Here is a 13,233-nt window from a genome sequence, read left to right on the forward strand (position 1 = left end):
CCGCGGGCGGGCGGCTCAGTCCAGCATCCGCTCGCGCAGCCGCTCCCGGGTCGCGGGAGTGAGCCGCAGTCCCTGCTCCAGGTAGGCGTCGACGCCGCCCCACGTCTCCTCGACGGTCTCGAAGGCCGCCGCCAGGTACTCGGCGCGCGCGTCGAACAGAGGACTGAGCAGCTCCATGACCTCGGGGGAGTAGGCCGAGGCCGCGGCACCGCTGCGGCGCACCTTGTAGCGCCGGTGCGCGGCGTTCGACTTCAGGTAGTCCTCGACGACGGCCTCGCGCTCGACGCCCAGGGCGAGCAGGGTGACGGCGATCGACAGGCCCGCCCGGTCCTTTCCGGCGGCGCAGTGCATCAGGGCGGGGACGCTGTCCTCGGCGAGCGCGTGCAGGATGCGGGAGTGCTCCGCGGTGCGCTCCGCGACGATCGATCGGTAGGAGCGGATCATCCGGTCCGCGGCCTTGCCGTCGGCCAGGATCTCGCGCAGCTGGTCGAGGTCGCCGTCCCGGACCATCGTCCAGAACTCGGCGCCGTCGGCCGGGTCGCTCAGCGGCAGGTTCACATTGCGCACGCCCGGCAGCTCGACGTCCGGGCCCTCGAGCTTCTGGTCGGCCGCGTTGCGGAAGTCGAAGATGGTGTGCAGGCCCAGCGAGGCCAGGAACGCGGCGTCCTCCCCGGTGGCGTGAGCCAGGTGACCACTGCGGAACAGCACCCCCTGGCGCACCCGCCGCCCGTCCACGGTCGGCAGTCCGCCCACGTCCCGGAAGTTGCGCACACCGGTCAGCTCGGGTTCGGTCGACGGGACCTGCTGCGTCACGGGGGGCTCCTCCCACTCCGCCCCGCCGCCGCTGCTCGCCGGCGGGCTCCACCCGACGATACGGCATCACCCGTGTGCGAAATCGCACCCCGAGGCACATTCCGAGCCGATAAAGGCCTTCTGTCCGAATTGGCGCCTTAGTTACAACTGGCCCTGAAATGGCGGATGGTGAATGAGAGGCGCGTGAGCAGCGTCATATCCGTGACCGTCCGTTGCCCGTCATGTTCACGTAATTCAACTGCTTCTCAAGGGGCTTTAGATAAAACGCGCAGTGGAAAACGACGCAGTGTTACCGGATATTCCCGTAATGGATCAATCGGAACACCCGTCGGGGGAACCCCTCGCTTGTCCCCGTCCGTCTTGGTCCCTTACGTTCACCACCGATCCGGACGGACGCCTAATCCTGCCGCCGACCGGAGCCCGCACTCATCGACCACCCGTACACGGCAGGAGCGGGGGACCCACAGGTAGAACTGCCTGTTCCGGTTCCCGGAACGGCTTGGGGTAAAGCCGCGTTTCGGCGCGGCCGGGCATCTCCAGCCCGCACCCGACAGCTCACCTCGCAGGCGCCGGAGAGGAATTCGCCATGCCCGCGAAGGGTAAGCACCGCCGTACCAGGGCCATGCGCCTGACCCGCACCATCGCCGTCGCCGGTACCGGTGGCGCCGCGCTCGCGCTCCCGCTGATGGGTGCCGCCGCCGCCAACGCCGCTCCCACGCACTCCGTTTCCGAGCAGGCCGTGCAGTCCGTTCCGACGTCCGCCAAGAAGGCCGCCGCCGAGAAGAACTCCGACTCGCGCACCTACACCGTGAAGAGCGGCGACTACCTCTCGAAGATCGCCGACGAGCAGGACGTCGACGGCGGCTGGAAGAAGCTCTACGCGGACAACCGCGAGGCCGTCGGTTCCGACCCCTCGCTGATCCACCCCGGGCTCAAGCTCTCGATCGACGGCCAGGCCGCCAAGTCGTCGGCGCCGTCCTCCGCGCAGTCGCAGAAGCCCGCGCAGAAGTCCGCCGAGAAGCCCGCCGCCGCGAAGCCGGCCAAGAAGTCGACGGACGCCGCGAAGACCTCCTCCTCGGACGACTCCGGCTCCTCGGAGTCCTCGAACACAGGCACCCAGTCCGCGGGCACCACCAGCGGCTACACCTCCCCCGTCGCGGGCGGCACCGTCGGCACCCCGTACCACCAGTCCGGCAGCATGTGGTCCAGCGGCTACCACACCGGCACCGACTTCGTCGTCCCGACCGGCACCTCGCTCAAGGCCGTCGGCGCGGGCACCGTCGTCTCCGCCGGCTGGGGCGGCGCGTACGGCAACCAGGTCGTCATCCAGCTCGCCGACGGCCACTACGCCCAGTACGCCCACCTCTCCTCGCTCTCCGTCTCCGCCGGTCAGTCGGTGACGGCGGGTCAGCAGGTCGGCCTCTCGGGTGCCACCGGCAACGTGACCGGCCCGCACCTGCACTTCGAGATCCGCACCACGCCGGACTACGGCTCGGACATCGACCCGCTGGCGTTCCTGCGCTCGCACGGCGTCTCCGTCTGACGACCGGTTCCGCGCGGCCCCCGCGCCCCGAAGGCCGGACCCCGATCCCCGGGTCCGGCCTTCGGTGTGTCCGGACCTCGGCGTACGCGCCGTGCAGCGCCCTCGCCGTATTCCGGAATTGACGAATACTTTAGGCGTGGCCTTTCTCACCGCCCGTCAACCCCTTCCTACGGTCGCGTAGGCCACATTCCAAGGTGAATCATGGGCCGATGTGGCCAACGATTCGAAGAGTGACAGCAGAGCAGTGATCGGGTCGTACGTGGCGGTGGGGGACAGCTTCACCGAGGGCGTCGGCGACCCCGGCCCCGAGGGGGCGTTCGTCGGCTGGGCCGACCGGCTCGCCGTACTGCTCGCGGACCGGCGCCCCGAGGGCGACTTCACGTACACGAACCTCGCCGTGCGCGGCAGGCTCCTCGACCAGATCGTGGCGGAACAGGTCCCGCGAGTCGTCGGACTCGCGCCGGACCTGGTCTCGTTCGCGGCAGGCGGCAACGACATCATCCGGCCCGGCACCGATCCCGACGAGGTCGCCGAGCGGTTCGAGCTGGCGGTGGCCGCGCTGACCGCCGCGGCCGGAACCGTCCTGGTGACCACCGGATTCGACACCCGTGGGGTGCCCGTCCTCAAGCACCTGCGCGGCAAGATCGCCACGTACAACGGGCACGTCCGTGCCGTCGCCGACCGCTACGGCTGCCCGGTGCTCGACCTGTGGTCGCTGCGGAGCGTCCAGGACCGCAGGGCGTGGGACGCCGACCGGCTGCACCTGTCGCCCGAGGGGCACACCCGCGTGGCGCTGCGCGCGGGGCAGGCCCTGGGCCTGCGCGTCCCGGCCGACCCGGACCAGCCCTGGCCGCCCCTGCCGCCGCGCGGCACGCTCGACGTCCGGCGCGACGACGTGCACTGGGCGCGCGAGTACCTGGTGCCGTGGATCGGGCGCCGGCTGCGCGGCGAGTCGTCGGGCGACCACGTGACGGCCAAGGGGACGCTGTCGCCGGACGACATCAAGACGCGGATCGCCTCGGTGGCCTGACGGCGGGTGTCCGAGAGGGCCGGTGCCGGTGCCCCGACGGGCCCGGTGTCCCGGCCGGCGCTAGCGCCGCGTGGTCGTCAACGCCGCGCGCTCCAGCCCGAGTTCCCGGGCCAGGGCCTCGTCCACCCACTCCTGCGCCCGGGTCCGCGACACCGTGCCCGTGTACGACGTGAGCTGCACCGCCAGCCCGTCCAGCAACGCCGTCAGCCGCAGGGCCGCGGCGTCCGGCTCGGGGCAGGAGAACTCACCGGCGGCCACGCCCTCGGCGATGACCTCGGCGATCGCCGCCTTCCACTGGCGGTCCAGCTCGCGCGTGACGTCCCGCAGCGCGGGCTCGCGCGGCGCCGCCGCCCAGCCCTCGATCCACAGCCGCCAGCCCTTGGCCGGACCGGTCGGCGCGTACCAGCGCACGGCCGCCCGCAGACGGCGCAGCGCCGAGGTGCGACGGGCGAGCAGCCCCCGCAGATGGGCGAGGTCGTCCTCGGCGGCATGGGTGAACGCGGCGGCGACCAGCCGCTCCTTCGTGGAGAAGTGGTAGAGCACCAGGGCGTTGCTGACACCGAGCGCCGCGGCCACGTCGGCGATCCGCAACGCCGCCACGCCCCGCGCGGATATCTGCTCGACGGCGGCGCCCAGCAGCTCCTCGCGCCGCTCCGCCACGCTCAACCGGACTCTCCCCACGGACGTCACCCTATACAGGCGCCCCGGACGTGCGCCGACGCCCTTCCCGGTCCCGGCGGACCTGGGGAACACGGATGTCACATCCGTCGTTCGAGGTGACGTAGGACGAGAAGACCATACTGAGAGCCTGAACCACTCCACCTGGAGGTACCGTGGCCGCTTTCCGTTCCCCGAGTCCCGGGTTCAGCGTGCCCCGGCCCGCGGCCTTCGGCGCGGACCCGAGCGGTGAGCGCATGGCGCGCATCCGCAGATCGCCGCACTTCCGCGACGGCGTCTTCCAGAACCCCGGGGGCACGGCACGGACCCGGCCCTCCGGATCGGCCGCCGAATTCGCCAAGATCTACTTCAACAGGGAGGCGCGGCTGCGCCGGTCCCCGCAGGGGCCGATCCCGGTGCACGCGACCACTCTGGCCGACCTCGCCCGGCCGCCCGCCACCGGACTCCGGCTGACCTGGATGGGCCACTCCAGCGTGCTCGCCGAGATCGACGGGCAGCGCGTGCTCTTCGATCCGGTGTGGGGTGAGCGCTGCTCCCCGTTCCCCTTCGCCGGCCCCAAGCGCCTGCACCCGGTGCCGCTGCCGCTGGCCGCCCTGGGCCCGGTCGACGTGGTCGTCATCTCCCACGACCACTACGACCACCTGGACATGCCCACCATCAAGGCGCTGGCCACCACGGACACCCTGTTCGCCGTGCCGCTCGGCGTCGGAGGCCACCTCGAACACTGGGGCGTCTCCCCCGACCGGCTGCGCGAGCTGGACTGGCACGAGTCGACCCGCGTCGGCGGCCTCACCCTCACCGCCACCCCGGCCCGGCACTTCTGCGGGCGCGGGCTGCGCAACACCCAGCACACCCTCTGGGCGTCCTGGGTCGTCGCCGGTGCCGAGCACCGCGTGTACCACAGCGGGGACACCGGCTACTTCGACGGTTTCCGCGACATCGGCGCGGCGCACGGCCCGTTCGACGCCACGATGATCCAGCTCGGGGCGTACGCCGAGTTCTGGCCGGACATCCACATGACTCCCGAGGAGGGCGTCCGTGCCCACCTCGACCTCCAGGGCGGCGAGCCGCACGGGGCCCTGCTGCCGATCCACTGGGGCACCTTCAACCTGGCGCCGCACGCGTGGGCGGAGCCGGGGGAGTGGACGAAGGATGCGGCCGAGGAGGTCGGGCAGACGGTGGCGTTCCCGCGGCCGGGGGAACCGTTCGAGCCGGCCGGGAAGTTGCCCGCGAATGCTTGGTGGCGTGAGGTGTCTCAGCCTATTACTCATCCGTGGCGCCGGCCGAAGCCGACGGGGGATCCTGGGGAGTCCGCCCAGCGTGACCTTGATATGGCAGGTGATCGGTGACTTCGGGTGAGGACGAGTTCGGCGTTGATGCTCCGGGGTGAGGACGGTTGCGGCGATGACTGCCGGCAGATGCGCCTGCGACAGATAAGCCGCGGCCCGGCGCAGCGCCTCGTTCTTCTCCGAAGTCTGTGGCCACCTGCTCCACCGTCACACGTGGGCCGCGGTTTCTCGAGACTCGCACGGCGCCTTGGCGGAACTTTTCCGGGTAAGGCCTGGGCACAGCGACATCTTTGCCACCCGACCTATAGGGCAAGCCAGTTCAGATGTCACCCGATCGTGCAGCAGACCCGTCCTCCCGAAGACAGGCCGAACGAGCACGCACATGGCCGCCAACCAGGAAGTTGAGGCAGAGCGACGGCACTGGAGCCTGGAGTAGGCGTCTACGGCGAGGTGGACGTCTGGGGGCTGCGGAGGACGAGCAGGGTGATCTCGCTGGGAGCGAAGACGCGGAACGGCGGGCCCCAGAAGCCAGTGCCGCGGCTGGTGTAGAGGAGGGTGCGGGTGCCGTGGTGGCTGAGGCCGGCGAGGGCGGGCTGGTCGAGGCGGACCAGGTGGTGGAAGGGCCAGATCTGGCCGCCGTGGGTGTGGCCGGAGAGCTGGAGGTCGATGCCGGCCGCTACCGCTCGGTCGACGAATGCGGGCTGGTGTGCCAGGAGCAGGATGGGGAGGTCGGGGTCGGCTCCGTCCAGGGCGCCGGTGAGGTGGGCGCGGTGGCCTGCCAGGCCGGAGGACTCGGCGGTGACGTCGTCCACGCCGGCGACCACGAGGGTGTCGCCGCAGCATTCGAGAAGCAGGTGGCGGTTGCGCAGTGGCTCCCAGCCCAGCTCGTCCATGAGGTCGACCCAGCCCTGGGCCTCGCTGTAGTACTCGTGGTTGCCGGTGACGTAGACACGGGCGTGGGTGGCCCGGACGGTACCGAGCGGTACGGCCTGGGCGCGGCGTCGTTCGGCCGTGCCGTCCGCGATGTCGCCGGTGTGGCAGACCAGGTCGGCTTCGAGTGCGTTCACCGTCTCGCATACCCGTGCCGACCAGCGGGCGCGGTCGAGCGGGCCGTAGTGGGTGTCCGTGATGAGGGCGACCCGGAGTCCGTCCAACCCGGCTCCCAGTCGGGGGAGCCGCACATCGAGCCGGCGTACGCGCGGCACGCGGCGAGCCTCGGCATACCCCCAGGCCAGCAGTATGGCACTCACTCCGAGCACGGCCCACGTGACGATCCGGGCCCGGTCCTGGCTCTCGCCGACGCCGCCAATGGTCAAGGCTAGCCGCAGGAGGACGCCAAGCAGCACGGACCAGGTGAACAGGACCCAACTAATCCCCAGCAGCGTGTCACCGACGATCGCGGCTCGGTCCTGCTGGCGTCGGCCGTGGCCGCGCACCATTGCGAGCGGCATGCATGCCATGCCGAGCACGAACAGAGCGGTGCCCGTCAGCGTGACGGGCAACGGCCAGTGCTGGCCGCTGTGCAGGAGCACCCAGCAGGGCACGGCCCACAGCAGGACGGGGGCGATCAGGGGGACGAAGCGCATCAGGCGATGCAGCGGGCTCTGCCGCGGCGCTCGCGCTTCCCCCTCGGCAGGCCGGGTGCTGCTGGTGTCGGCCACGCTTCCCCTCCCTCACCGGGCTGCAGTCCCGCGCACTGTATCCCGTCGCCCGAGGCCGGGCGGGGGCGTTCATAAGAACGCAAGCATGGGCAGAGGGCTTCCCGCGCACATGTCATGAGGCCGCAGCGGTGGTCAGAGCGAGCTGATAGATGGTTTGGCTACGTGACGCATGCCAGCTTACGGAGGTGCGGAGCCACGATGTGCCGTACGCAGGCTATGACTGCACATGGGGGAGCCGAGGGCTGGCACCTCGCACATCCGGCTGACCGCTGTCACACGGCCACACGGCCACACGGCCACATGAACTGACCGCGCCGAGCTGCGTCGTTACTCTTGCCGTACGAGTTGCTGGACAGCGCCTAGTTCACGGTGCTGCCAGTGGGGGAGCGGGTGCAGAGATAACTGTCAGCGTTTGTGACTCGGGAAAGCCGAGGAGCAGAGCAGCCCTGCCAGTGGGAGTTGATATCCCATCGCGCGGCGGACCATCGTTTTGGCCATGGCCACCTTGGTCTCGAAGGCGCCGATGCTGGCCCGGTGGCATTTCCCGGTCGTCGGTCCAGGAGGCGGGCAGATACAGACGCCGGTCGATCAGCGTCCGGCCACGGTCGGTGCCATAGGCGAGGAAGACGCCGACCTGGCAGTTCTCCCTCCGCCCGGCGGGTCCGGATTACTGCCGCTGCATTCCTGCCGACCGCGTGCCCTTCTTCAGGAAGCCGGTGTCGTCCACGATCAGAACGGCGTCCCGGTCACCGAGGTTGGCGACCACGTACTGACGCACGTCGTCGAGCACCTCGTCGGCGGCCCACTCGATCCGGTTCAGCATCCGGTGGATGCGGTCCGGGCCTGCGTGGCCTGTTTCGTCCGCCGGCGTCCAGCCGTTCTTCCGCTGCAGCGCAGCGATCAGGCCCCGCACATAGGCCAGTGCCGACTCCCGGGGTTCCGACCTGCAGAAACGGCGCACGAACCGCCCATGCACAGTGGCCGGTTCACCCGCCCACACCTGACATCAGCAACGTCCCCACCCACAACCACACCCACGACCGACCTGGTCGCCAGTCACGGCAAGCACCGTTGAAGTGCTAGGACCGCCGCTCGGCAGGTACCGACCTCGGCCCGTGGCGGCCCGTCGAGCCGCGCGGGCGGCCCCGAGCCAGGTGACCTGGCCGCACCGGCCGGACGGCTGTGCCTCCGGCCGGTGCGGTGCCGGTTCAGGAGGCCAGTGCCGAGGCGGCGCCCTCGTGCAGCAGGTCCCGCAGGTCCCGCGCCTCGTCCGAGCCCAGCTCCTCGTACAGGGCGAGCGCCTCCCGCCAGCAGGACTTGGCCCGGCCGGACTGGCCGAGCTGGGCGAGCGCGCGGCCCAGCAGCGTCAACGCGTTCGCCCGCCACACGTCTCCGCCGACCTCGTCCAGCGGGGCCAGCGCGGCCTCCGCGGCGACCGCGGCGACCGCCGGAGCGCCCTGGGCGAGCTGGATCTCCGCCATCCGGTAGTGCATCATGCTCTGCCAGAACAGCTGTCTGCCGCCCCGGAACACCTCCAGCGCCTCGCCGAGCAGGCGCAGCGCGGTGGCCGGCTCCCCGGTGGCGGCCACCGCAAGCGCCAGGGCGTAGCCCGCGTTCGCCCCGCGCAGGGCCTGGCCCATCGCGTCGTACATCTCCATCCCCTGCCGGGCGAGCTGGACGGCCTCCTCGGGGCGGCCGGCCGCCATCCGCAGGCGGGACAGGCTGCTCAGCGCCATCGCCTCGCCGGGCCAGTCGCCGCAGGCTCGGAAGCCGTCGGCCGCCTGGAGCAGATACCCGTCACCGTCGGCGAGCCGGCGCTGGTACTGCGCGATGACGCCCCGCCGGAAGCACGCCCAGGCCGTGGTCAGGGGATCGGTGCCGGTGCTCAGCTCGACGGCCCGCGCGGCGGCCCCGTCCGCTTCCTCGAACCGGCCGCTGATCACATGGGCGTGCGCCACCGTGACCAGCGCCCGCGCCTCGGCCCGCCGGTCGCCCGCCGCGCGGGCGGCGCCGCACAGGGCCAGGGCCGTCTCCTCGTACGCCCGCGCCTTGCTGCCCTCGGACAGGTCGAGTGCGGCCCACAGAGTGTCCACCGCGCGGCCGAGCAGCAGCGGCTGCCGGGCCGACCGGCGTACCACGGAGAGCAGGGGACCGGCCTCCGCGTACAGCCAGTCCTGGGCCTCCCGCGGGCTGGTGAAGGACAGCCCGGGCCGCCCGGCGTCGTGCAGGTGCTCCACCACCCGGTCTCCGGGCCGTTCGGCCGCGTACGCCTGGGTGGCCGTGGCCAGGTGGAAGTCCAGCAGACGGGAAAGGGCGGCCTCCCGTTCGCTCGGCGGCTCGTCCCGCTCCGCGCAGGCGCGGGCGTAGAGGCGGACCAGATCGTGGAAGTGGTAGCGGCCGGGCGCGGCCGACTCCAGCAGGGAAGTGTCGACCAGGGACTCCAGCAGGTCCTCGGCGTCCTCGGCTGGAAGGTCCAGCAGGGCCGCCGCGGCGGCCAAGGAGATGTCGGGGACGTCGGCCAGGCCGAGGAGGCGGAAGGCGCGGGCCTGGGCCGGCTCCAGCTGCCCGTAGCCGAGTTCGAACGTGGCCTTGACCGCGAGGTCGCCCGCCCGGAGCTCGTCCAGCCGGCGCCGTTCGTCCGCCAGTTTCACCGCCAGCACCGAGACCGTCCACCTGCGGCGGGCCGCCAGGCGGGACGCGGCGATCCGGATGGCCAGGGGCAGACGGCCGCAGGCCTCGATCACCTCCATGGCCGCCTCGGGTTCCGCCGCCACCCGTTCCTCGCCCACGATCCGCGTGAACAGGGCCAGGCCCTCCCGCGAGGACATGACGTCCAAGTCCACCAGATGGGCGCCTTCGAGGTCCAGCATCCGCACGCGCGAGGTCACCAGCGCCGCGGAGCCGGGGGTACCGGGCAGCAGCGGGCGCACCTGGGCCGCGTCCCTGGCGTTGTCCAGCACCACCAGGGTCCGCCGGCCGCGCAGCAGTGAGCGGTACAGCGCCGCGCGCTCCTCCGCCGAGTCGGGGATCGCCGGGTCCGGGGTGCCGAGCGCGCGCAGGAACGAGCCGAGCACCGAGGCCGGCTTGGCGGGATGCGGGCCCGCCCCCCGAAGGTCGACGTACAGCTGCCCGTCCGGGAAGGCGTCGCTCGCCTGATGTGCCACCTGCACCGCCAGCGCCGTCTTGCCGACCCCGCCGATGCCCGTGAGGGACGATACGGCCATCACCCCGCCCTGGCCCGATCCGAGCAGGTCGCGCAGCTGCTCCACGAAGGCGGCCCGGCCCGTGAAGTCGGGGATGCCAGCGGGCAGTTGCGCCGGGACCACTGATGCGGCGGCGGCCGAACCGGCCACCGGGGCCGAGGGCTCCGCGAGGGCCGGGTCCGCCTGGAGGATGCGCTGCTGGAGGTCGCTGAGGCCCGGGTGCGGGTCCACACCCAGTTCGTTCTGGAGCAGCCGGCGGGTGTCCGCGTACACCGCGAGGGCCTCCGCCTGCCGGCCACTGCGGTACAGCGCCAGCATCAGCAGTTCGCGAAGCCGTTCGCGCAGCGGGTGGGCCACCGTCAGCGCGATCAGCTCCGCCACCACCTCGGCGTGCCGGCCTTGCTCCAGGTCCATGTCCAGCCGTGACTCGAGGAGTTGCAGCCGCCATTCCTCCAGGCGTGCGCGCTGCACCTCCGCGTACGGGCCCGGCACGCCGGCCAGTGGCTCGCCGTCCCACAGGGCCAGCGCCCGGTCCAGGGCGTCCCGTGCCTGGCACGGGTCCCCGGCGGCACGTGCCCGCTCCGCCTCCTCGGCCAGATCGCGGGCGACCCACAGGTCCACCGCGTCGCGGGGCAGCGCGCGCATCGCGTACCCGCCCGACTCGCTGACCAGGACCCGGGGGTCCAGGATCTTGCGCAGCCGGGAGGCGTATGTGCGGACGACGGCCAGTGCCGTGGACGGCGGCTCGTCGCCCCACAGGGAGTCGATCAGCTCGGCGGGCGTTGTCGTGCGGCCCTCGCGTAGCAACAGGGCAACGAGCAGGGCGCGTTGATTGGGGCTGCCCGTGGACAGGGGATCTCCGCCCCGCCAGGCGCGCACCGGGCCGAGGAGGGTGAACCGCGGTTCCGGGTCGCCGGATGCCGATTCACGCATGATGCCCCCTTCCTGCAAGCCAGGGTAACAACCGGCGCGGATGGCGCGTATATCGTTCGTATATCCCGGCGCGCCATTATGTCGCAGCGAGGCTTCCGCGACTTGCCCAGTCCGGAGCTGATCAGAGCCGGGGAACCCAGGGGTGGCTCCCTGGGGCCCCTGCTTTTCTCGCCGTCCCGGCCAACTCTGGCCCACGAGGCTCGGTTTGAGCTACCGTCAATTCACCGGCACTCCATCGCGGCCGTCCATGTCCCCTGCCAAGGGACGCGTATGGCCTGCTCGCGGCGGCGCCGGACCGGACTGGGCATGTCGCACAGAGAAGAGCGCCGTATGCACTCGATGAGTCTTGCTGTCCTGCTCTCGGCCGGAGTCGTGGTGGCTCTGGCCTATTTCGTACTCGTGGCCTATCTCGCCCGGGCCCTGAAGTCGGCACACCGACTACCCGTGGTGATCGGGGCGCTGACCGGGCTCGTCGGGGCCCTCCCGGCCATCCTCTACGCGCTGTACGCCGCGCTCAAAGTGATCGCTTGACGCCCGTCGTCCCCACCGGGGACGACGAAGGGCGCGGCCCGCCCCCCACGACAGGCCGCGCCCTCCGGCCTAGTACCGCAACGTTGCTTGCCATGACTGGCGACCGGAGCAGGTGGCCAGCTCCCCGGCCGGCAACACCTTCACGTCGTCGAAGTCGGCCTCCGCCTCCGGGCTGGTGGGACTGAGGGACAAACGCCTTCACTGGCGCCTTCCCGGACGCCGCCAGGATCTCGGGCTTCCGGTCAGCAACGTAGGGTCGGCGCTTGCAGCGCCAGCCCCGTGGCGTCGGCCGAAGCCGGGCACCCTCGGGTGCAGCTGAAGCATGAGCCTCGAAGTTTCATGATGGTCCGCCGACGGAGTCGGCGGACCATCATGTTGCGGGTGGCGCAGGCTGGGCAGGTTGAGGGCCCGAGTGTCGTCTCGGGGTGGTGCCGGGTTCCACTGCTCCGGTGTCGGGATGCTGTCGTAGGGGGGAATCTACTGGTCAGCCCGGGTTTGGCAGGAGTGCGAGCCGGTCGAGGGCTGCGGTGATCTCGCTGGTCCAGGGCCAGTGCCGGGCCAGGCGGAGGATCCGTCGGGGGCCGGTGGTCACGAGGTGTCCCGCCGCGGTGAACAGGCGGAAGCGCAGACGGCGGAGTTCCCAGAGCCGGGCTGTGCCGGTCAGGGCAAGCGTCGGCATCCAGGCCAGGAGATCGAGGGCGATCTGCACGATCCCGAGCCAGACCTTGTACTGGGCTGAGGTGTGCAGGGGCGGGTTGCGCAGGCCGGTGGCCCGGGCGGCTCTGATGCGGTCCTCGGCCCTCGCTCGCAGCCGGTGGCGGAGTCCGAGTTCGGCGATAGGCCTGTCGGGGGTGTTGGTCTCGAAGCATGTGATCCGCATGCCGTCCGCGTCCGTGATCCTCAACTGGGCACCGGGGCAGGGCCGTTCCTTTCGGGCGATGAGCCGCATGCCCTTGGGCCAGCCGTCCAGGAGCCTGCCGGTGAGCTCGGCGACCCAGGCCCCGTCACGGGCCTCACCGTCGGAATCGACGGCTGGCGTCCAGGCCCGGGCGGGGACCTTCAGCACGTGTTCGTGGATCGCTTCGGTGACCGTCATGCCGACCGAGCAGGACAGCCATCGGCCCCGCTTCGCGAGCCAGGACACGAAGTCGTGGGTGCCGTCGGCGGAGTTCGTGCGGATCAGCGTCTGCCGTCCTCGTCGATAGTGCCTGGGCAGTTGGGCAGGGGCGAGGTGGGCGGTGGTGATGTGGTTGGCGGCCGTGTTCGATCCCGCGTTCCCCGGCCTGAGGAGAGCGGCGACGGGCTCGCCGGTGCCGCCCGGGCCGTGGTCGACGAAGGCCGTCAGCGGATGGTGGCCGTAGGTCTTCTTCCAGGTCGCGGCCGCATCCTCCTTGTCCGAGTGCGCGACCACCAGGACACCGTCGAGGTCGACCGTGACCTGACCGTCGGCGTCCGGGGCATTCCTCCCGGCCAACGACCAGACCCGCTGGCGGACTTCGGGCCGTGCGGACCGGATGGCCCGCAGAGCCGTCTCGCCGGAGGCGCCGATGGT

Annotated in this window: 8 protein-coding genes, 2 pseudogenes and 1 riboswitch; of the genes and pseudogenes, 4 read left to right on the forward strand and 6 right to left on the reverse strand. The window is 71.5% G+C overall.

Going from position 1 to position 13,233, the window contains the following annotated elements; all coding sequences use genetic code 11:
* Positions 1-15: 15 nt before the first annotated feature.
* Positions 16-813 carry a tyrosine-protein phosphatase gene (locus tag C4J65_RS30900; RefSeq protein ID WP_115745382.1) on the reverse strand — a complete coding sequence of 266 codons (798 nt, stop codon included), beginning with the start codon at positions 811-813 and terminating at the stop codon, positions 16-18.
* Positions 814-1,237: 424 nt separating this feature from the next.
* Positions 1,238-1,395: riboswitch (cyclic di-AMP (ydaO/yuaA leader) on the forward strand.
* 4 nt (positions 1,396-1,399) lie between these two features.
* On the opposite strand from C4J65_RS30900, the gene C4J65_RS30905 reads away from it, so the two are divergent.
* Together C4J65_RS30905 and C4J65_RS30910 are read left to right on the forward strand one after the other, a co-directional pair.
* On the forward strand, positions 1,400-2,356 hold the full coding sequence (locus C4J65_RS30905) for a M23 family metallopeptidase (RefSeq protein WP_115745383.1): 957 nt from the start codon (positions 1,400-1,402) through the stop codon (positions 2,354-2,356).
* A 244-nt stretch (positions 2,357-2,600) separates the two neighbouring features.
* Positions 2,601-3,386: an SGNH/GDSL hydrolase family protein gene (locus C4J65_RS30910; protein WP_115745384.1), complete on the forward strand. Its 786-nt coding sequence runs from the start codon at positions 2,601-2,603 to the stop codon at positions 3,384-3,386.
* Between the two features lie 60 nt (positions 3,387-3,446).
* On the opposite strand, the gene C4J65_RS30915 is transcribed toward C4J65_RS30910, so the two are convergent.
* Positions 3,447-4,067 carry a TetR family transcriptional regulator C-terminal domain-containing protein gene (locus C4J65_RS30915; protein ID WP_115746715.1) on the reverse strand — a complete coding sequence of 207 codons (621 nt, stop codon included), beginning with the start codon at positions 4,065-4,067 and terminating at the stop codon, positions 3,447-3,449.
* Positions 4,068-4,219: 152 nt separating this feature from the next.
* On the opposite strand from C4J65_RS30915, the gene C4J65_RS30920 reads away from it, so the two are divergent.
* The gene (locus C4J65_RS30920; RefSeq protein ID WP_115745385.1) at positions 4,220-5,413 is read left to right on the forward strand and encodes an MBL fold metallo-hydrolase; all 1,194 of its coding nucleotides are present in this window, start codon (positions 4,220-4,222) and stop codon (positions 5,411-5,413) included.
* 380 nt (positions 5,414-5,793) lie between these two features.
* On the opposite strand, the gene C4J65_RS30930 is transcribed toward C4J65_RS30920, so the two are convergent.
* The 3 genes and pseudogenes from C4J65_RS30930 to C4J65_RS30940 all read right to left on the reverse strand — a co-directional run bounded on the left by C4J65_RS30930 (position 5,794) and on the right by C4J65_RS30940 (position 11,150).
* Positions 5,794-7,014, reverse strand: a complete 1,221-nt coding sequence (locus C4J65_RS30930; protein WP_115745387.1) for a metallophosphoesterase — start codon at positions 7,012-7,014, stop codon at positions 5,794-5,796.
* 453 nt (positions 7,015-7,467) lie between these two features.
* Positions 7,468-8,040 (reverse strand): annotated as a pseudogene (locus C4J65_RS30935) (transposase); the annotation flags it as partial.
* A 182-nt stretch (positions 8,041-8,222) separates the two neighbouring features.
* On the reverse strand, positions 8,223-11,150 hold the full coding sequence (locus C4J65_RS30940) for an AfsR/SARP family transcriptional regulator (RefSeq protein WP_115745388.1): 2,928 nt from the start codon (positions 11,148-11,150) through the stop codon (positions 8,223-8,225).
* A 339-nt stretch (positions 11,151-11,489) separates the two neighbouring features.
* On the opposite strand from C4J65_RS30940, the gene C4J65_RS30945 reads away from it, so the two are divergent.
* A complete protein-coding gene (locus C4J65_RS30945) occupies positions 11,490-11,681 on the forward strand; it encodes a hypothetical protein (protein WP_240330558.1) in 192 nt (63 codons plus the stop codon).
* Positions 11,682-12,165: 484 nt separating this feature from the next.
* On the opposite strand, the pseudogene C4J65_RS30955 reads toward C4J65_RS30945, so the two are convergent.
* Positions 12,166-13,230: pseudogene (locus tag C4J65_RS30955) on the reverse strand (IS1380 family transposase); the annotation flags it as partial.
* Positions 13,231-13,233 lie beyond the last annotated feature (3 nt).

The organism is Streptomyces sp. CB09001, assembly GCF_003369795.1.
Taxonomy (GTDB): domain Bacteria; phylum Actinomycetota; class Actinomycetes; order Streptomycetales; family Streptomycetaceae; genus Streptomyces.

Coding starts and splice junctions, on each gene's coding strand:
- C4J65_RS30940 (WP_115745388.1), bottom strand. CDS start 11,150: ATGCGTGAATCGGCATCCGGCGACCCGGAACCGCGGTTCACCCTCCTC.
- C4J65_RS30945 (WP_240330558.1), top strand. CDS start 11,490: ATGAGTCTTGCTGTCCTGCTCTCGGCCGGAGTCGTGGTGGCTCTGGCC.
- C4J65_RS30905 (WP_115745383.1), top strand. CDS start 1,400: ATGCCCGCGAAGGGTAAGCACCGCCGTACCAGGGCCATGCGCCTGACC.